This is a genomic window from Streptomyces sp. NPDC099050, assembly GCF_044759865.1.
Classification (GTDB): Bacteria; Actinomycetota; Actinomycetes; order Streptomycetales; family Streptomycetaceae; genus Streptomyces.
The window spans coordinates 58,234-76,237 of record NZ_JBIWAE010000006.1 but is presented as its reverse complement, the minus strand read 5'-3'; the positions used below and the strand labels follow the sequence as shown (position 1 = coordinate 76,237).

The window sequence follows — 18,004 nt, the reverse complement described above, 5'->3', positions numbered from 1 at the left end:
GTACAGCGGGCTGTCGTTCTCGGCGGCTCTTCCGAGCGCTTCAGGCGCGATGGCGGCCGACGTCCTTGCGGTTGTGCTGGACGATGTCGCGGAGCGCGTCGGCAAGAGAGTCGGCCTTCTCGCGGGTGTGGGGGCAGGCCACGGCCTCCATCCAGATGTCGGTACGGAAGTCGTGCTGAGCCGCGGGGTTGGTCCAGAAGTCGGGTTTAGCGCTGTAGCGGACCGCCAAGTCGTGCACGGTGCGGGCGAAGGGGACGAAGGCGCCTCGTATCTCGTCACCGATCACACCATCGGTCAGCACACTGCTCAGCTGCTGGTAGAGGGCCTGTTCCAGCGGGGTGAGATCGCGCACGCCCTCGGGCAGGTCCGAGCCGGCGCCGCCCTCCATGTCCTTCACTTCCCGGGCGAGGAGCTGGAACGCGGCCAGTTGGGCGTCCCAGTCGACGGCGTGCTTCTTGAGGATCTCTTCCACCCGCTTGCGCAGTGCGGCATAGGCGGCCGGGTTCTTGCCGAAGCTCAGGTCGATGTGGTTGCGAAGGGCGTGCCGCATCATGGACGCCTTCGTGCGGCTGCCGGGAAGCTGCCGGACCTTGGTCTCGAAGTCCTCGGAGGTCAGCCTGGTGGGTTCGATCATCTTGTCCACCCCGAGGGAGCGGACGTGGTGATTGATGAGCTGCTGGACCTTCTTGCCATAGGCCGCCGGGTCGAAGGCGTCGGCTTCGCTGAAGCGCTGACGGGCCAGCTGGGCGACGAAGGTGAACAGCCGCACGGCCTCGGCATAGGGGCGGGCCGATTCCCGCGGAGTGACGACGGTGTAGGTCTCCAGGAAGTCCCGCAGGAGGGCGCGGAAGGCGATGCGGCGCTGGTCGTCCTCCAGCGAGTCCACCAAGGCGTTGACGGCCGCGATGTCGTCGGGGTCGGTGAGGGCGCGGGGGAGATCGAAGTGCTGGCGCAGAGCCGTGCACCGGGTCCGCAGTATGTGCTCCTCGACCTCGAAGTCGATGGGCTTGCCCTCGCGCTCGTCGGCGGCGTACTGGTCCATGGCCTCCTTGAGGGCCGTGGCGACTCCGGCGTAGTCCACGACGAGCCCGGCACTCTTGCCGTCAGCGGTGCGGTTGACCCGGGCAACCGCCTGGAGGAGTTCGGCCTCCTTCATCCGCCGGTCCAGGTACATGACCTGCTCGATCGGGGCGTCGAATCCGGTCAGCAGCATGGTCCGCACAATGAGGAACGCGACGGGGCGACGCGCTCCATCCAGCTGATCAGGGTCGGGGAAGGGGCTGAGGAAGGACTTTTCGGCCCTTTTGTGCGTTGATTCCTTCGTCCACTCCTTCCAGTCCTTGTGATCGTTCTGCCCCTCGGAGATGACGGGCACGAAATCGATCGCCTTGAGCAGGCGCAGGTTCTCGTACGCGGCCACCAACGTCTTCTGCTTCGCCTTGAGTTCCTCGGGCTTCTTGGCCAGCAGCCGGCGAACCCGCTCCTCGGACAAGGCCTCGACCTCGGCCACGAGCTCGTCCCGCGCGTCCTGAAGCTCCTTGCGGTAGCCCACGGCGATGCCACGGGAGTAAGCGACGACCTGCGCCTTGAATCCTTCGGGCAGCACGCTCTGCACGTAGTGGCGCAGCATGTGGCGGGCCTTGCGCCGGATCATGTCGTCCGAGTTGAGGACCGTGGTGGAGGTCGCGTACCGCTTCTGGAGCTGTTCGTACTCTTCGTCGGTGAGCTGCTCGAACTCCTCCTCCATCGACTCGTCCAGCGCGGCACCGTCTTCGACCGCGCCCCTGGCGATGTGGCCCTCGTAGTAGATCGGAACGATCGCGCCGTCCTCCTCGGCGTCGGCGATCCGGTACTTGTCGATGAACTCGCCGAAGGTCGTCTCGGTCAGCTTCCGCCGGTTCATCAGGATCGGCGTGCCGGTGAAGCCGATGCGAGCGGCGTTCGGCAGCGACTCCGTCAGGTTGTCGTGCAGGCCGGAGCTGTGCGAGCGGTGCGCCTCGTCGACGAGGATCACGATGCCCTCGTCGGCATTGACCGGGCCCCACCCGGCGACCTGCTTCTTCGCCGCCGACGCGGCACGCTCGGCACGGGTCTTCTCGCCGTCCTGCTGTTTCTGGATCATCACGAAGACCAGGCCGGCTCCGTGCCGGGCGAGCACCACCGGCACCTGATCGGCCCGAGTGATCGTGTCCGGCTTCTCCCCGGTCAGGGCGGCCGTGTCCGACAGCTGCTGCTGGAGCTGCTTGCGGTCGGTGACCACGACCACCTTCAGGTGCTCCAGGCCCGGCGTGGAACGCAGCTTGCGCACCAGGAACACCATCGTGAGCGACTTGCCCGAACCCTGGGTGTGCCAGACGATCCCGCCCCGCTTGTCCTCCTTGCCGTGCACGGCCTTGGTCTCACCGCCCCGCAACCGCGCGACGGCCTTGGCGACCGCCCGGTACTGCTGATACCGCGGCCCGATCTTCACCCGGGCCGTACGCCCCTCGGCGACTTCGACATCGCGGAACAGTACGAAGTTCCGCACGATGTCCAGCAGCCGATGCGGATGCAGCACGCCGGCGGCCAGCACCTTCTGCGCCGCCGCGTCCCGGTCCTCGGGAACGTGGCTCCGGGCGGCGACGTCCTGCGCCTTGAGCGGATACGGGTCGCGCCACACCACGTAGTCCTGCCGCCGCGCGGTGAACGTGCCCAGCCGCGCCCGGTCCCCGGTCGTGGCCACCGTCAACTGCACCGTACGGAAGAGCCGTTCGCTGCCTTCCGGGACGGCCGAGTCCCGCCGGTTCGCGTAACGCTGGAGCTGCTCCACCGCGTCGAAGAGGTTGCCGCCCAGCGCGGTGGGCTTCTTGCACTCGACGACGGCCAGGGGGATGCCGTTCACGAACAGCACGAGATCCGGTGCGATCGTCTCCCCACCACTGCCGGGGATCGTCATGCGGAACTGGGAGACGACCAGGAAATCGTTCCGCTCCGGAGACCGCCAGTCGATGAACCGCACCGTCCGGTTCCGGCCTCCGTCCCAGTCGTCGAACCCCGGAACGTCCACACCGTCGAGCAGGTGCCGGGTGGCGCCCTCGTTCGCCGCCACCAGCCCCCCGCCGGCCGCCACGGCGCCCCGCGTCAGCGCCGACACGGCCTGGTCCGCACGCGCCTCGTCCACCCACGGGCCACCGTCCGGGCGCCGGTTCAGCTCCACGAGCTTCGCCCGCAGGATCCCCTCGAGCACGGGCGCGTCATAGCCGCTCCGGACGTACGCAGGCATGCCCGGTGCCTGGAACTCGACGCCGGTCGCCCCGCGCACGTGCCGCCACCCCATGTCGCCACTGGTCAACTGTGCGATCAACGGATTCTCGACGAACAGGTACTCCGGGCCGGACTCGGCCATCAGTCATTCCTCTCGAACGGGTGATTTCAGCCGGTCCCGGCCAGCAATCCATCCATGAGCGCGCGCTTGAGGTGTTTCACCTTCTCGATGTTGGCATCGACTTGATCCAGGTAAAGGCTCGCCTGGAGCAGCACCCGGGAGATCTCCTGCTGCCTGGGCAGCGAGGGGGGCGCCATCACCTGGATCTGCGAGAACGTCGACTTGTTGACGATCGGGGTCACCTGCAGGCTGGATGCGACCTTGATCTTGGCCGACGCTTCACAGATGGCGTGGAAAAGGAAGTGGGGGTCCACTCCTTCCCCGGGAATGACGGCATTGATCTGCTGATTCACACATGCGCTGTGGCCCAGCAGGCCCACTTTCCCCGTACCGAAACCGATGCACACCACGAGGGTCGAGCCGCTCGGAATCTCCACCACATTGAAGTCTCCGCGTCGCGCTTCCCTGGCGGAGTCCAGAACCGACTCACCATCGACGATCTCGCTCGGCGTGACGAAAGGGACTCCGTCCCCTTGCCCCAGGCGAGGGCCGGCGTCCGGCGTCCTCCCGGTGACTACCTGACCCAGCCGGCCGATCTCGACGAGCTCACCGTCGCCCTGCTCGGAGATGAGACGGCGCCGCACACCTTGAAGCCAATGCGCCGCCTTCGCCCGCACGCTGCGCAATCCGGCCAGCTGCTCGTCCACTTCGTCGAGGATCTCGGCGATGTTCCGCTGCTCTTCGGGCGACGGCAGGATCATTTTGAGCGAGAAGAAATCGGGAACGCGGACATTGAGCAGCCCGTGGTTCCTGACGCCCTCCTTCGCGATGTCCCGGATGGCATCGTCGAGGACGCCCGAATCGAAATAATGCTGCAGGAATTCCGGGGACACTTTTTCGCGGTGGGGCCGAAAACAAATGTACAGGGGTGATACCACGCCCGACTCGTAGCGCTCGAGCTGGCGCACCACGCCTACGGGCCACCCGTCCGAGTAGCTCTTGTTGTAGGCGAAGTCTCCCCGCTCCAGGAGGTAGTACTGGGAGACGTCCGCGCTCGCGATGCGACGGTTGAAGAACTCCCTCTGATTCACCAAACCGTGCACGGCGGAGATGGTCAGCACGTTCTCGTTGCCGACGCTGTTGCGGGTGGCCACACGGGACACGACGTCACCCAACTGGACCTCACGCATAGCCCAGCTCCTCCAGGTACCCGCGCAGCCGCTCCGCCGACGCCTCTCGTTCGCGTTCCAGGTCCTGCAGCGTGACGGCGTACTTGTCGCCCCAGTTGCGGTAGGCGTCGGTCATGGCGCGCCGGTCGGCGGCGACGAACCGGTCCATGCGGGCACGGAGGTCGGCCTTCAGGAAGCCGAGGACGATGTGCTGGGCCTGGCCCGGGCTCAGCCTGTCGGCGGCTTCGCGCAGCTCGGTGAGGAAGCGGGCCTTGAGTACCGCGAGGTCCTTCCTGGCGGCAATGAGCTGCTTCCTCAGCGCGGCGAGTTCCTTGGGCGACAGCACTCCCGTCAGGTCGGGCTCTTCCTCGTCGTCCCCGTCGGCGCCCTTGGCCGCCTTCGGCGCCGAGCCGTCCTTGACCTCGGCCTCGAGTTCCTCGACGAGCGCCTCCGCGGTGTCCAGCCGCTCCACGTACGCGGGGATCAGTTCGGGTACGAGGCGGTGTTCGCGAGCCTTGCGCTGGGCGGCGCGGATGCGGGCCCTGGTCTTGGTGTCAGCGCTCTCCGGAGGTTCGGCGAACGCGGATTCGATGCTGGTGACCCATCGGTCGATGACGCCGGGGAAGCCGGTGAGGGCGAGGCTGCGCAGGTCGTTGCGGGAGTCGAACCACCAGGCGGCCACGGTGCCGGCGAGCTGGTGCTCGTCCAGGACCTTCAGCGGATCCAGGGCCCGGGTGAAGGTGTCGAGGAGCTCGGCACGGGTGTCGGCGAGCTGCTGGTGCTTGGGAAGCTCGTCGAGCCGGCCGCGGTGCTCCTCCCACCAGGTGTCGAAGGCGGCGCCGAGTTCGGCCTCCCGTGCGGCGGCGAGCTCCGGGATGCGGTCGGCGACGGCCTCGTGGCCCGCTTCGGGGAAGTCGTAGTAGTCCTCGTCCCGTTCGACGAAGAGCTGGCTGCCGGGGTCGATGCCGAAGGCTCGGAACTGGAGCGCACGGTCACGGACTTCCCTCTTGGGGACGCCGCCGTACAGGTGCGCGCGGACGTCCTGCGGCTCGGGGGACGGGGTGTTGTCGACGTACCGGCGGATGTTGAGGTTGTAGTCGTTCTCCTCCAGCTCCTGGAAGGGCACGACGCGCGCGAAGTTCTCGATGTTCTGCCAGCTGCGGTAGGCGGAAACGATCTTCTCGGCGTGCTGGGCTTCGAGGAGGTTCTGGGCGCGGCCGGCGGTGACCTCGCGGTCCGCGTTGATGAACAGGACACCGTCCCGGCGGCCTTCGGGGGCGCCGTCGCGTCCGCGGAGGATGAGGATGCAGGCCGGGATGCCGGTGCCGTAGAAGACATTGGCCCCGACCCCGATGACGGCCTCCAGCCGCCGGTCCTCGATGATCTTTTGCCGGATGTCCTGTTCGGCGCCGCCGCGGAAGAGGACGCCGTGCGGCATGACGGAGGCCGCGACGCCGTCGGCCTTGAGGACGGCCAGCACGTGCTGGATGAACATCAAGTCGGCCTTCTTGCCCGACTCGGGGCACCAGCCGTACTCCATCCGCTCTTGGTGCTGCATGTCCTTGCGGCGGTAGTTCTGCGCGAAGGGCGGGTTGGTGAGGATGCGGTCGAAGCGCGTCAACTCGCCGCTGGGTGAAGCGTGCTTGGGGTCGGCCAGGGTGTCGCCGTGCCGGATGTCGCCGTCGGCGACCTCGTGCATGAGCAGGTTCATGCGGGCCATGGCCCAGGCGCTGCCGTTGTCCTCCTGTCCGAAGACGGAGACATGGGCGGCGTTCCCGCCGTGCTCCTGCACGAACTCCTTGGCGAGGATGAGCATGCCGCCCGAGCCGCAGCAGGGGTCGTAGACCGACATGCCCTCACGGGGCTGGACGAGCTGGTTCATCATGCGGATCACGGAGCGGGGCGTGTAGAACTGCCCGCCCTTCTTGCCGCCTTCGTCGGCGAACTCACCGATCAGGTACTCGTACGCGTAGCCGAGCAGGTCCGGGAACTCGAAGTCCTCGTTGCTCAGCCGGTACTGGTCGAAGTGGTCGATCAACGCCTGAAGGACGGGCTTGCTCAGCTTGGTGTTGCCCGATCCGCGCTTGAAATCGATGTAGCCGAGCACACCGTCCAGCGACCGGTTCTCGGTTTCCAGACCGCCCAGGGCCACGTTCAGCGCCTCGGCCGGATCGGAGCGCGACGCTTCCTTGATCGTATTCCAGCGCGAGACCTCGGGGACGAAGAACTGGTGCGAGTGATAGGCCGAGGGGGACTCGGCCTGCAGCTCGGCCACGGACCGCTCCAGGCCCCGTTCCACGAATCGCTGGACGGCAGTCTCTCGCGCCACGTCGAACTGGTCCGAGGCCCGCTTCAGGAACAGCATCCCGAAGATGTAGTCCTGGTACTGGGCGGCATCCATCTTGCCGCGCAGAATGTCCGCCGCGGCGTAGAGGTGCCTCTCGAGCTGCGGCAACGTGAGCTGAGCCACAAGCGTTCTCCTAAATTCTTCGAGCCACCTCGCGTCTTGCACGGCGGTGTTGTGTGCGTCGGGGGTCGGGCCTCCCGGCCCCAAGGATAGAAGCGGCCTACGACAGTCTTCTCGGGCGCGGCCCCCGCGCCGTACGCCGTGCCGTTTCCGGCGCGACAGCGGGTATCGGCAGACGCTCGCCGGGGACCTCCCCACCGAGAAGGTGGGTGATCAGCGCCGGACGCAGGGCCGCCAGCCGGGCGAGCGATCGGCGATGGGTCTCCATCTGGGCGTCCACCTCGGCCAGCGCCCCGGCCAGCAGTCGCTGCTCGGCCAGCGGCGGAACGGCCACCGGCAGATCCTCGACCATGCGCGCGGTCACCGTGGTCACGGTTCCCACGTTGGCGTGCGCGAGGAGCTGGTCCACCACCTTCGGGTGTGCCAGGTAGGCGACGAGGTAGTCGGGGTCGACCTGCTCGCGGAGCGGCCGGATGCGCACGCACGCGGAGTGGTAGAGCCAGCCGCGCGAACGCTCCTCCACCAGCGCGATGCGCCCGACGGCTCCCTGGCGGACCATGACCAGGTCCCCCGGCAGCACCCTGAACCGCTCCAAGGTGTTCGGCACCGTTTCCAGGCCGCGCAGGAGGGACCGCTCCGCGACCCTCCCGCCGACGAGGTCCCCCGGGGAGATCACCGGAGTACCCCCCAGCCCTTCGCCGAGCCCCGCGAACTGGTCGCTCGAAGGGCTCGGCCTGACCTCGCTCAGGTCCCCGAGCCGCTGAATCCGGGTCACCGCACCTCCCCTCCTCTCCCGCCACCTCCCAGAAGAACCTGTCGTGTATCTAGCTACCCAGGAGGGTGGGGTTGAATTTCATATCAAGGCAAGACTAGAGTCCGTAGCGCCTTGGGGGGGATTCTAACATCGGCGCAGAGCCCCCACCAGCGGTGCCCCGTCCTGCCCCGGAGCCGCCACGAGCGACCCTCCGGACTGGGGCCAACCCCGTTGAAGAAAGGGACGATAGACGTGCGCACCACGGACAAGAGCGACCCGGACGACCCGAAGAAGCCGGCCGAGGCGGAGGGCCCGGACGAGCCGAAGGACCCGAAGGGGGCGCGCTGGCGCAAGATCCGCCTGATCGCCTCCGCGATCGCGGCCCTCAGCTCCGCCGCCTACCACATCGGTCGCCTCTCGATCTGGCTGCGCAACTGGCTGTGACCGCCAGCCCCCGAAAACGGTTTGGCGGCCGAGGGGGCTGACAGCCACTCCACGGGAGTCCCGTCGCAACCGGCGGCGGGACGCCCGCACCAGCTTGGCAGCATACGAAACGACACGACAGCCGGCCAGCCCGGAATCCCTTTCCGGGGTTCCGGGCGGCCGGCCCCGTGCGGGACCTACACGTCGAAGCGGGATGCCTGAGGTGGCCCACGCCAGGACCGCGACGACGTACCCACGGTGATCACGCGCCGAGGCAAGGAAGTCGCCGCCGTGGTGTCCATCGAGGTGCTGCGTAAGTACCAGGAATGGGAAGAGCGCGAGATCAACCGGATCATCGACGAGCGCATGGCCAACCCTGCCCCAGGCATCCCGATCGAGGACGTCATGAGGGAGACGCTGGCACGCGGTGAGTGAGTACCGAACCGTCTTCCGCCCCGAGGCTCAGGCCGAGCTCCAGAAGATCCCCCGCGACATGGCGCTGCGCATCCTGGCCAAGCTGAACGAGCTGGAGACCGACCCCCTCGGGTGCAACACCACGGCCCTCGTCTCCCAGCCCGACGTCGCCGCCTCCGCGTCGGCGACTACCGCGTCGTCTACACGATCGACAACGGGGAACTGGTTATCTGGATCGTTCACATCGGACACCGGTCCACCGTTTACGAGACCTGATGGCCACTGACCACACGCACGGTGACGACGAAGGGGTCGGACTCGCCGGAGTCCAACCCCTTCTGACCTGCATGTTTAACGAAACCGCCTAACGTGCGGTAACGAAACGGCTACACGTTGAAGCGGAACGCACACGACAGCTCTCCACCTGCGGAAACGCGGTTCTGCGAGGCTCAAGTCAGCACATAATCAGCACGGGAAAACAAGGTCGACACTCCCGCCCCGCGACCGAGCCGGCGGATCAGAGCTTCAGTAACGCGGCATGTTCGGGATCGCCTTCTCCGCGAGCTCGATGAGCGCCTCCACCTTCGCCAAGTCGCCCACAACCTCCTCCGGCGTCACAGCGGGGGCCTCCGACGACCGGTACTCGACTTCGTTGCGCCGGGCGCGCATGCGATTGAAGGGGCGCAGCATGGACCCGAGCGGCGGGTCGAGCTGCGCCCGCACAGCCTCGTAGATGACGGTATGGCCACCACGACTGGTCGCACGCAGCCCCTGGTTCTGCAATACCGCGGCCAGCGCTCTGCGTGCGGCGTCATAGGCCAGTGTGTACGCACCCTCCGGGTCCGTGGCCGCCAACTGCCGCGCGGAGCCGACATGCGTACGCGCCCGGACCAGTTCCGCTTCGGCGGCCTCCTGAGAAGCGGGGACTCGCTCAAGTCCGCCACTGGCGATGAGCGCGTCAACCGTCGACCGCCCTTGATTCCAGCGCGTCATTGCGGCTCCAAGTCAAGGTTCAGCTGCACCAGCGGACGTTCGCGAACGCTGATGAGGAACGGATCGTCCGTGGGGGCCTCCCACGCCTCGACGGAGACCCGATGAATGTTGACCTCACGACGCAAGCGCCGTGACGCCTCCTCGGCCAGGTCGAAGAGCGCGTCGGCATCGGGGGCACCCACAACGAGGACATCCACGTCAGCAGGCGGAAGCCCCGGCTCACCGTTGTACCGAGCGGCCCACGAGCCATAGATATAGGCGCGCTCCACGCCTTCGAGTCCGGCGAGTGCATCGGTGAGCACGGGCACGGGGCCGAAGGAGACGGACATGAGCTCGCTCAGCGGACGGTACAGCGGAGTATCCGTACGAGCCTTGACGAGGCGACTGCGCCCCACTCGCCGATCGGCCAGGATGCCGCCGCCGGCCAGCCGGTCAACCTCCCGCAGGACAGCAGTGGGCGTCACGCCGACCTCGGCCGCGAGCTCAGTGATGCTGTACTCGCGGTCCGGGTGCAGGAGCACCAGCGCGAGGAGCTCGCCTTGCATACGAGACCGGAGGATGGGGAGCAGACTCGGCGACACTTTCATTGGACGCAGGATATCAAGCGTCCAACGAAAGTAACAATCTGCACCCGACTGCTCACCGAATGCCCACGGGCACCTACCGCGAGGCCCCCCAGGTCAGCACCAAGTCAGCACGGGAATGCAGAAGGGGTCGAACTCGCCAGAGTTGGACCCCTTCTGACCTGCCACGGAGCCAGCGTCTTCGATGTCCGCCTCGTGTTCCGGGTTCTCCTCCACCCGGAACTCGTAGACCTTGGGCAGCTCCGAGGAGAACAGCTGATGGCCCACATCCATGACGAAGAGGATGCGGCGCTGGGGAGGAAGGGTCGCGATGCGCCGGCCTGATGTCGACTGATGTCGACGATGACGTACGGTTCCGCCTGCTCCCGTTGGGCCTTCTCCGTGGGGGCGTTGGCCTGGGCAACCGCCCTCGCCTGACGCCGGTTGTAGACGAGAGCCCAAAACGCGGCCGTCGCGGAGAAGAAGACGAGAGCCGCCACGGGACCACCGTGGCGATCTGAACCACTGAGTCGCTCATGACCGGATGCTAGGCAGATGGCTGGTTACAGCGTGGAAGTTGCCGAAAATCATCCGGCTGAGATCGCTGGCTCCCCAGCCTGAGCTTCAGGCCGCTACCGTGAAGCCATGACCGCACTGCCCGACTGGATGCGCCCGCCGCGCGCGGAAGGCTGGTTCGCGGAGGACCTCGACCGCCTCCCCGAGGCGCCCCGCCACACCGAGCTGATCGACGGAGCCCTCGTCTTTATGATGTCGCCCCAGAGGTGGTGGCATGGCCACCTCGTCACGATGCTCACGGTCGCACTCATGGAGCAGGTGCCCGCCGACACCAGAGTCGGCCGCGAGATGACCATCAAGCTCGACCCGCGCAACCGTCCCGAACCGGACCTGCTGGTGACGACGGCCGACTTCGACGGTGACCGCACCTGGTTCGCACCAGAGGACGTCCAGCTCGTCATCGAAGTCGTCTCCCCCGAGTCCGCCCATCGCGATCGCACAGTAAAGCTCCGCAAGTACGCGGAGGCCGGCATCCCGCACTACTGGTGCGTCGAGGACGAAGACGGGGCACCCGTCGTCCACGTCTACGAGCTCGACGAACCCACCGGCGCATATGCGCCCGCCGGGATCTTCCGGGGCACCCTCCAGCGCCCCGTGCCCTTCGAGGTCAGCCTGGACCTCGACAAGCTCACACCGCCCCGAAGAAGCTGAAAAGTCAGCACCAAGTCAGCACGGGAATGCAGAAGGGGTCGGACTCGCCAGAGTCCGACCCCTTCTGACCTGCCCATTTGACGAAACTAGGCAATATGCAGTAACGAAGCGACTACACGTTGAAACGGAACTCCACCACGTCGCCGTCCTGCATGACGTAGTCCTTGCCCTCCATGCGGGCCTTGCCCTTGGAGCGGGCCTCGGCGACCGAGCCGCAGGCGACCAGGTCCTCGAAGGAGATGATCTCCGCCTTGATGAAGCCGCGCTGGAAGTCCGTGTGGATCACGCCGGCGGCCTCGGGGGCGGTGGCGCCCTTCTTGATGGTCCAGGCGCGGGTTTCCTTCGGGCCGGCCGTCAGGTAGGTCTGCAGGCCCAGGGTGGCGAAGCCGACGCGGCCGAGGGTGGCCATGCCGGGCTCCTCTTGGCCAACCGACTGGAGGAGCTCCAGGGACTCGTCGTCTTCGAGCTCGATGAGCTCGGCCTCCAGCTTGGCGTTCAGGAAGATCGCCTCGGCGGGGGCGACCAGCGCGCTCTGCTCCGCCTTGAAGGCGTCGTCCGTCAGCTCGTCCTCGTCCACGTTGAAGACGTAGAGGAACGGCTTGACCGTGAGGAGGTGCAGCTCGTGGAGGAGGTCGCCCTGCTCCGTGCCCTTCATGATGCCGTGCGAGAAGAGGGTGTCGCCCGCTTCGAGGATCTTCACGGCCTTCTCGACGGCCGCCAGGACCGCGACCTTCTCCTTCTGGAGGCGGGACTCCTTCGTCAGGCGCGGCACCGCCTTCTCGATGGACTGGAGGTCCGCGAGGATCAGCTCGGTGTTGATGGTCTCGATGTCGTCCTTCGGCGAGACCTTGCCGTCGACGTGGACGACGTTCTCGTCCTTGAAGGCGCGGATGACCTGGCAGATCGCGTCCGACTCGCGGATGTTCGCGAGGAACTTGTTGCCGAGGCCCTCGCCCTCCGACGCACCTCGGACGATGCCGGCGATGTCGACGAAGTCGACCGTCGCCGGGAGGAGCTTGGCGGAACCGAAGATGCCGGCCAGGACGCCGAGGCGGGCGTCCGGAACGCCGACGACGCCGACGTTCGGCTCGATCGTGGCGAACGGGTAGTTGGCCGCCAGCACGTCGTTCTTGGTCAGGGCGTTGAACAGGGTCGACTTGCCGACATTCGGCAGGCCGACGATTCCGATCGTGAGCGACACGTTGGCGACTTCCCGTAGCTGGAGGGGGCGGCGGCCCGGAGTGGGCCAAGGAGCAGTTTACTTTCCGATGAGGGGGCCCCGATGTACGCGTGTCCGGGCACGCGATCGGCGGGCTCCCCGCCTAGTTTTGGGGGGTGGAGCGATACGAGGCGCGTGCGGTACGTCACCCGGCGGAGCGGTCTGCGGAGCGGACCGCCGAGCGGACCGCCGAGCGGGCCCCCCAGCGAGCGCCCGCCGCCGTGCGCAGGCTGCCGCGGCCCCGGCTGACCGGGCTCGGCGGCGGCCTCTTCGCCTGCGCCGCGATGTTCCTGATCGGCGGCCTCGACTGGCTGCTGTTCGACGCCTCGCTGTTCGTCTACGGCCTGCTCTTCCTGCCCGTCGCGGCCGCCACCGCCCTGTGGGTGCGGCCCGCCGACCTGATCACCGCGCCCATCACCGCCCCGATCGCCTTCGCCGCCGGAGTGTGGCCCGTGTCGGGCGGCTCCGGCGGCTTCGCCGGGGAGGTGATGGGTCTGGTGTCCGCTCTGTCCCTGCACGCCGGCTGGCTGTACGCCGGCACGCTCGTGGCCGCGCTGATCACGGTGGTGCGCAAGGCCGTCCTCATCGGCCGCCGCCGGATGCCCCGCCGCGTCGCCTGAGCGGGGTCGCCTGAGCCGGGTCGCCTGAGCCCGGTCGTACGGCCGCTCCCCCGCCGAGCCGCTCCCCCGCCGAGCCGCTCCGCCCGCCGAGCCGCTCCCCCGCCGGGCTACTCCGCCGCCGAGCGCGCCGCCATCGCCGCGCCCACGATGCCCGCGTTGTTCTGCAGCTCCGCCGGTACGATCCGGGCCCGGACGCCCTCGATCAGCGGCAGGAACTTCTCCGGCTTGCGGCTCACGCCCCCGCCGATGATGAACAGGTCCGGGGAGAACAGCATCTCCACGTGCGCCAGGTACTTCCCCACCCGGTGCGCCCAGCGCTCCCAGGTCAGGTCCCCGTCCTCCTTCGCCCTCACCGAGGCCCGCGTCTCGGCGTCGTGGCCCTTCAGCTCCAGGTGGCCCAGTTCGGTGTTGGGCACCAGCCGCCCGTCCGTGAACAGCGCACTGCCGATCCCGGTGCCCAGCGTGAGCAGGATGACGGTGCCGTCGACCCCGCGCCCCGCCCCGTAGGCCATCTCCGCGACTCCGGCCGCGTCCGCGTCGTTCAGGACCGTCACCGCACGGCCGTCGAGCTTCGAGGAGAGCAGCGCCGCCGTGTCCACACCGACCCAGGCCTTGTCCATGTTGGCCGCCGACCGGGTCACCCCGCCCGTGACCACCCCGGGGAAGGTCACCCCCACCGGGCCGTCCCAGTCGAAGTGACGCACCACCTCGACGACGCAGCCGGCCACCCCGTCGGGGGTGGCCGGCTGCGGTGTCAGTACCTTGTGGCGCTCCTGCGCCAGGTCGCCACGGTTCAGGTCCACGGGAGCGCCCTTGATCCCGGAACCGCCGATGTCCACGCCGAAGATCTCCATGGACTCACCGTACGAAAAGTCCCGCCGGAGCGCCCTGCCGGGGTGATGCCTACTTCTGTACGCCCGCCCCGGCGCCCGACCCCGCGCCCGGCGCCGCCACGAGCTCCGCCGCCTCCGCGCGCAGGTCGCGGCGCAGTTCCTTGGGCAGGGAGAACACGATGGACTCCTCGGCCGTCTTGACGATCTCCACGTCGCCGTACCCGCGCGCGGCCAGCCATTCCAGCACCTCGTCGACGAGCACCTCCGGCACCGAGGCGCCCGAGGTCAGACCGACGGTGGTGACGCCTTCGAGCCAGGCCTCGTCGATCTCGCTCGCGAAGTCCACGAGGTACGAGGCCTTCGCGCCGGCGTCGAGGGCGACCTCGACCAGCCGGATGGAGTTCGAGGAGTTCTTGGAGCCGACGACGATGACCAGGTCGCAGTCCTTGCCCATCACCTTGACCGCCTCCTGGCGGTTAGAGGTGGCGTAGCAGATGTCGTCGCTGGGCGGCGAGACGAGCAGCGGGAACTTGGTCTTCAGGGCGTCGACGGTCTCCATCGTCTCGTCGACGGAGAGGGTGGTCTGCGACAGCCAGACGACCTTCGACTCGTCGCGGACGGTGACCTTCTCCACGTCGTGCGGGCCGTCCACGATGGTGATGTGGTCCGGGGCCTCGCCGGAGGTGCCGATGACCTCCTCGTGGCCCTCGTGGCCGATGAGGAGGATGTCGAAGTCCTCGTTCGCGTAGCGGATCGCTTCCTTGTGCACCTTGGTGACCAGCGGGCAGGTGGCGTCGATCGTCGCGAGCTTGCCGCGGGCCGCCTCCTCGTGCACCACCGGGGCCACGCCGTGCGCGGAGAACATCACGATGGAGCCCTCGGGGACCTCCTCGGTCCGCTCCACGAAGATGGCGCCCTTGTTCTCCAGGGTCTTCACGACGTACTTGTTGTGCACGATCTCGTGCCGCACGTAGACCGGTGCGCCGTACTGTTCGAGAGCCTTCTCGACGGCGATCACGGCTCGGTCCACGCCCGCGCAATAGCCGCGCGGGGCGGCGAGCAGAACGCGGCGGGATGCGGGAGCGGGGGCGTCAGCAGTCATGGGCTCCATCGTACGGGGGTGTCCAGCAGGCCTGGGGTCCCCCGTTCGGCACAAACTGGGTCGAACATCCACACCGGCCCCACCCCCGGAGGAAAGATGGCGTCCGCGACGGATCCCAGCACGCCGCCCGGCGCGTCCGGCCCGGCCGGCCCGCCCGGCGGCCCCTCCGCCGCGCCCGGCACCTCGCTCCGCCGCAGTCTCGGATTCCGGGACCTGGTGGTCTACGGGCTGCTCTTCATCGCCCCCATGGCCCCGGTCGGGGTCTTCGGCACCCTCGACGCCAAGTCGCACGGGGCCGTCGCCCTCGTCTACCTCTTCGCGACGATCGCGATGGCCTTCACCGCCTTCTCCTACGCGCAGATGGTGCGCGTGGCCCCGCAGGCCGGCTCCGTCTTCACGTACGCCCGCAAGGGCCTCGGCGAGGGTCCCGGGCTGATCGCCGGCTGGATGGCGATGCTCGACTACCTGCTGATCCCGGCGGTCGCGTACCTGTTCTCCGGGATCGCCATGAACGCCCTGGTCCCGGAGGTCTCCCGGTGGGTGTGGACGGCCCTGGCGGTGGTCGTGACCACCCTGCTGAACCTGTGGGGCGTACGGGCCGCCGCGCGCGTGGGCTTCGCCGTGCTGGCCATGGAGATCGCGGTCCTGCTGGTGTTCCTGGTCTCGGCCGTGACCGTACTGGTCCAGGGCGCGGCCCACCGCGACTGGCTCTCCCCCTTCACCGGCGACGGCTCGCTCGGCGGGTTCTCCATGGCCGCCGTGCTCGGCGCGGTCTCGGTGGCGGTCCTGTCCTACCTGGGCTTCGACGCCATCGCCTCCTTCGCCGAAGAGGTGACGGGCGGCAGCGCGAAGGTGGCGCGGGCGGTGCTGTTCTGTCTGGCGCTGACCGGGGTGCTGTTCATCGCCCAGACCTATCTGGCGGCCCTCCTCAGCCCCCTCTCGGCGGCCGAGCTGGCCGCCGATCCGGGGAAGCAGGGCTCGGCCTTCTACACGACGGTCGAGGCCTCCGTGGGGATGTGGCTGCACGACCTGGTCGCCATCAGCAAGGCCATCGGGGCCGCCTTCGCCGCCCTGGCCGGGCAGGCCGCGGCGGGCCGGCTGCTCTTCGCGATGGCCCGCGAGGGGCGGCTGCCCCGCGCGCTCGCCCGCACCTCCCACGGGACCCCGCGCCCGGCCCTGCTGGTGGCCGCGACGGTCACGCTGATCGCGGCCGTGTGGGCGGCCCGGCGCGACGACGGGCTGGACCACCTGGTCTCGGTGGTGGACGTCGGGGCGCTCGTGGCGTTCACGCTGCTGCACGCCTCGGTGGTCGGCTGGTTCGTGGTCAAGCGCCGCGAGGGGGCCCCGAACTGGTTCAAGCACCTGGTGATCCCGGTCCTCGGCGCCGCCGTGACCCTGGCGGTGATCGTCGAGGCCTCGTGGACCGCGCAACTGGTGGGGGCGGTGTGGCTGCTGGTGGGCCTGGGCATCCTGGTGGCCCAGCGCGGGCGGCGCGGCGAGGACAAGGGCTCCCGGCCCGGCGCCGGTGTCGGTGCCGGCGGTTAGCCTGCGTGCATGGCTCTGAATTCGTCGGCTGACGCGCCGCTGCCGGTCGGTCAGGTGTCCCGGCTCATCGGGGGCTGGATCGACCGCCTCGGCCAGGTGTGGGTGGAAGGGCAGATCACGCAGCTCTCGCGGCGGCCGGGAGCGGGGGTGGTCTTCCTGACGCTGCGCGATCCCTCGCACGACATCTCCCTGAGCGTGACCTGCTTCCGGCAGGTCTTCGACGAGGTCGCGGACTCCGTGACGGAGGGCGCGCGCGTCGTCGTGCTCGCCAAGCCCGAGTGGTACGCCCCGCGCGGGCAGCTGTCCCTGCGGGCCACCGAGATACGGCCCGTGGGCATCGGCGAGCTGCTCGCCCGGCTGGAGCGGCTCAAGCGCTCACTGGCCTCCGAGGGGCTCTTCGCGCTGGACCGCAAGAAGCCGCTGCCGTTCTTGCCGCAGCTGATCGGGCTGGTCGTGGGACGGGCCTCGGCGGCCGAGCGCGACGTATTGGAGAACGCCCGCCGCAGGTGGCCGGCGGTCCGTTTCGAGGTCCGCAACGTCGCCGTCCAGGGGGTGCACGCGGTGCCCCAGGTGATCCAGGCGGTCAAGGAGCTGGACTCCATGCCCGAGGTCGACGTGATCATCGTGGCCCGCGGCGGCGGCAGCGTGGAGGACCTGCTGCCCTTCTCCGACGAGGAGGTCGTACGGACCGTCGCGGCGGCCCGTACGCCCGTGGTCTCGGCGATCGGGCACGAGCCGGACTCCCCGCTGCTGGACCTGGTCGCGGACCTGCGGGCCTCCACGCCCACGGACGCCGCGAAGAAGGTGGTCCCGGACGTCGGCGAGGAGCTGGAGCGGGTGCGCCAGCTGCAGGGCCGGGGGCTGCGCGCGGTGCGCGGGCTGCTCGACCGGGAGGAGCGGGGGCTCACCCACGCGCTCGCGCGGCCCGTCTTCGTCCATCCCCAGCGGATGGTGGAGACCCGGGAGGCGGAGGTGGACGCGCTGCTGGCGCGCGGCCGCCGGACCCTGGGGCACCTGCTGGACCGGGCCGATTCGGAGCTGGCGCACACGCTCGCCCGGGTGGTGGCGCTGTCCCCGGCGGCCACCCTGGAGCGCGGGTACGCGGTGCTCCAGCGGGCCGACGGGCACGTGGTGCGCTCGCCCGGGGACGTGGCGGAGGGCGACGTACTGCGGGCGCGGGTGGCGGAGGGGGAGTTCCCGGTGCGGGTCACCGCCGCCGAGGAGCCCTCGTAGGCGGTACGGGCGGTACCGGCAGGGCACTTCACTCTGCCGCAACATATTTCGTTGTACTACACAGTTAAGGTGGGAGCG

At 68.8% G+C, this 18,004-nt stretch carries 15 protein-coding genes and 2 pseudogenes; 7 read left to right on the top strand and 10 right to left on the bottom strand.

The features are described from left to right. Positions 1 to 40 precede the first annotated feature (40 nt). The 4 genes from ACIQV3_RS12505 to ACIQV3_RS12490 all read right to left on the bottom strand — a co-directional run bounded on the left by ACIQV3_RS12505 (position 41) and on the right by ACIQV3_RS12490 (position 7,775). Entirely contained in the window at positions 41 to 3,385 is a 3,345-nt protein-coding gene (locus tag ACIQV3_RS12505) for a type I restriction endonuclease subunit R (protein WP_403712383.1), read from the bottom strand. Positions 3,386 to 3,411: 26 nt separating this feature from the next. Continuing rightward, positions 3,412 to 4,554 (bottom strand): restriction endonuclease subunit S, encoded by a 1,143-nt coding sequence (locus ACIQV3_RS12500; RefSeq protein WP_403712382.1) that lies wholly within the window; start codon positions 4,552 to 4,554, stop codon positions 3,412 to 3,414. After that, a complete protein-coding gene (locus tag ACIQV3_RS12495; protein ID WP_403712381.1) occupies positions 4,547 to 7,003 on the bottom strand; it encodes an N-6 DNA methylase in 2,457 nt (818 codons plus the stop codon). Before ACIQV3_RS12495 ends, ACIQV3_RS12500 begins: the two co-directional genes overlap by 8 nt. A gap of 97 nt (positions 7,004 to 7,100) precedes the next feature. Next, a complete protein-coding gene (locus ACIQV3_RS12490) occupies positions 7,101 to 7,775 on the bottom strand; it encodes a restriction endonuclease subunit S (RefSeq protein ID WP_403712380.1) in 675 nt (224 codons plus the stop codon). Positions 7,776 to 8,006: 231 nt separating this feature from the next. Here ACIQV3_RS12490 and ACIQV3_RS12485 point away from each other — a divergent pair, with 231 nt between their 5' ends. The 3 genes and pseudogenes from ACIQV3_RS12485 to ACIQV3_RS12475 all read left to right on the top strand — a co-directional run bounded on the left by ACIQV3_RS12485 (position 8,007) and on the right by ACIQV3_RS12475 (position 8,867). After that, positions 8,007 to 8,198 carry a hypothetical protein gene (locus tag ACIQV3_RS12485; RefSeq protein WP_403712379.1) on the top strand — a complete coding sequence of 64 codons (192 nt, stop codon included), beginning with the start codon at positions 8,007 to 8,009 and terminating at the stop codon, positions 8,196 to 8,198. Positions 8,199 to 8,408: 210 nt separating this feature from the next. Beyond that, positions 8,409 to 8,612: pseudogene (locus ACIQV3_RS12480) on the top strand (type II toxin-antitoxin system prevent-host-death family antitoxin); the annotation flags it as partial. Continuing rightward, positions 8,605 to 8,867 (top strand): annotated as a pseudogene (locus ACIQV3_RS12475) (type II toxin-antitoxin system RelE/ParE family toxin). The pseudogenes ACIQV3_RS12480 and ACIQV3_RS12475, both read left to right, overlap by 8 nt. A gap of 249 nt (positions 8,868 to 9,116) precedes the next feature. Here ACIQV3_RS12475 and ACIQV3_RS12470 read toward each other — a convergent pair. The 3 genes from ACIQV3_RS12470 to ACIQV3_RS12460 form a co-directional block, all read right to left on the bottom strand. After that, positions 9,117 to 9,584, bottom strand: coding sequence for a hypothetical protein (locus ACIQV3_RS12470; protein ID WP_403712378.1), 468 nt, complete (start codon positions 9,582 to 9,584; stop codon positions 9,117 to 9,119). Further along, entirely contained in the window at positions 9,581 to 10,129 is a 549-nt protein-coding gene (locus ACIQV3_RS12465; protein WP_403712377.1) for an ArsR family transcriptional regulator, read from the bottom strand. The genes ACIQV3_RS12470 and ACIQV3_RS12465 overlap by 4 nt, the downstream gene beginning before the upstream one ends. Before the next feature lie 135 nt (positions 10,130 to 10,264). After that, positions 10,265 to 10,441 (bottom strand): hypothetical protein, encoded by a 177-nt coding sequence (locus ACIQV3_RS12460; RefSeq protein WP_403712376.1) that lies wholly within the window; start codon positions 10,439 to 10,441, stop codon positions 10,265 to 10,267. A gap of 351 nt (positions 10,442 to 10,792) precedes the next feature. Between ACIQV3_RS12460 and ACIQV3_RS12455 the strand changes: the two genes are divergently transcribed. Beyond that, the gene (locus tag ACIQV3_RS12455; protein ID WP_403712375.1) at positions 10,793 to 11,374 is read left to right on the top strand and encodes a Uma2 family endonuclease; all 582 of its coding nucleotides are present in this window, start codon (positions 10,793 to 10,795) and stop codon (positions 11,372 to 11,374) included. Between the two features lie 112 nt (positions 11,375 to 11,486). Here the strand turns inward: ACIQV3_RS12455 and ychF are convergent, their stop codons facing one another. After that, the gene (ychF, locus tag ACIQV3_RS12450; protein WP_403712374.1) at positions 11,487 to 12,575 is read right to left on the bottom strand and encodes a redox-regulated ATPase YchF; all 1,089 of its coding nucleotides are present in this window, start codon (positions 12,573 to 12,575) and stop codon (positions 11,487 to 11,489) included. Between the two features lie 134 nt (positions 12,576 to 12,709). Between ychF and ACIQV3_RS12445 the strand changes: the two genes are divergently transcribed. Further along, positions 12,710 to 13,213, top strand: a complete 504-nt coding sequence (locus tag ACIQV3_RS12445; protein WP_403712373.1) for a DUF6542 domain-containing protein — start codon at positions 12,710 to 12,712, stop codon at positions 13,211 to 13,213. 107 nt (positions 13,214 to 13,320) lie between these two features. Here the strand turns inward: ACIQV3_RS12445 and ppgK are convergent, their stop codons facing one another. Both ppgK and ACIQV3_RS12435 read right to left on the bottom strand, forming a co-directional pair. Next, on the bottom strand, positions 13,321 to 14,067 hold the full coding sequence (ppgK, locus tag ACIQV3_RS12440) for a polyphosphate--glucose phosphotransferase (RefSeq protein WP_403712371.1): 747 nt from the start codon (positions 14,065 to 14,067) through the stop codon (positions 13,321 to 13,323). A gap of 49 nt (positions 14,068 to 14,116) precedes the next feature. Continuing rightward, positions 14,117 to 15,148, bottom strand: a complete 1,032-nt coding sequence (locus ACIQV3_RS12435; RefSeq protein ID WP_403712370.1) for a 4-hydroxy-3-methylbut-2-enyl diphosphate reductase — start codon at positions 15,146 to 15,148, stop codon at positions 14,117 to 14,119. Positions 15,149 to 15,244: 96 nt separating this feature from the next. Between ACIQV3_RS12435 and ACIQV3_RS12430 the strand changes: the two genes are divergently transcribed. Further along, positions 15,245 to 16,693, top strand: coding sequence for an APC family permease (locus tag ACIQV3_RS12430; protein WP_403712369.1), 1,449 nt, complete (start codon positions 15,245 to 15,247; stop codon positions 16,691 to 16,693). A 9-nt stretch (positions 16,694 to 16,702) separates the two neighbouring features. Next, positions 16,703 to 17,926, top strand: coding sequence for an exodeoxyribonuclease VII large subunit (xseA, locus tag ACIQV3_RS12425; RefSeq protein WP_403712368.1), 1,224 nt, complete (start codon positions 16,703 to 16,705; stop codon positions 17,924 to 17,926). The last annotated feature ends 78 nt before the right edge of the window (positions 17,927 to 18,004 follow it).

Bases quoted from the DNA above. Each gene is read 5' to 3' on its own strand.
- ACIQV3_RS12505 (WP_403712383.1), bottom strand. From the start codon at position 3,385: ATGGCCGAGTCCGGCCCGGAGTACCTGTTCGTCGAGAATCCGTTGATC.
- ACIQV3_RS12500 (WP_403712382.1), bottom strand. From the start codon at position 4,554: ATGCGTGAGGTCCAGTTGGGTGACGTCGTGTCCCGTGTGGCCACCCGC.
- ACIQV3_RS12470 (WP_403712378.1), bottom strand. From the start codon at position 9,584: ATGACGCGCTGGAATCAAGGGCGGTCGACGGTTGACGCGCTCATCGCC.
- ACIQV3_RS12465 (WP_403712377.1), bottom strand. From the start codon at position 10,129: ATGCAAGGCGAGCTCCTCGCGCTGGTGCTCCTGCACCCGGACCGCGAG.
- ACIQV3_RS12460 (WP_403712376.1), bottom strand. From the start codon at position 10,441: ATGGATGTGGGCCATCAGCTGTTCTCCTCGGAGCTGCCCAAGGTCTAC.
- ACIQV3_RS12455 (WP_403712375.1), top strand. From the start codon at position 10,793: ATGACCGCACTGCCCGACTGGATGCGCCCGCCGCGCGCGGAAGGCTGG.
- ppgK (WP_403712371.1), bottom strand. From the start codon at position 14,067: ATGGAGATCTTCGGCGTGGACATCGGCGGTTCCGGGATCAAGGGCGCT.
- ACIQV3_RS12435 (WP_403712370.1), bottom strand. From the start codon at position 15,148: ATGACTGCTGACGCCCCCGCTCCCGCATCCCGCCGCGTTCTGCTCGCC.
- ACIQV3_RS12430 (WP_403712369.1), top strand. From the start codon at position 15,245: ATGGCGTCCGCGACGGATCCCAGCACGCCGCCCGGCGCGTCCGGCCCG.
- xseA (WP_403712368.1), top strand. From the start codon at position 16,703: ATGGCTCTGAATTCGTCGGCTGACGCGCCGCTGCCGGTCGGTCAGGTG.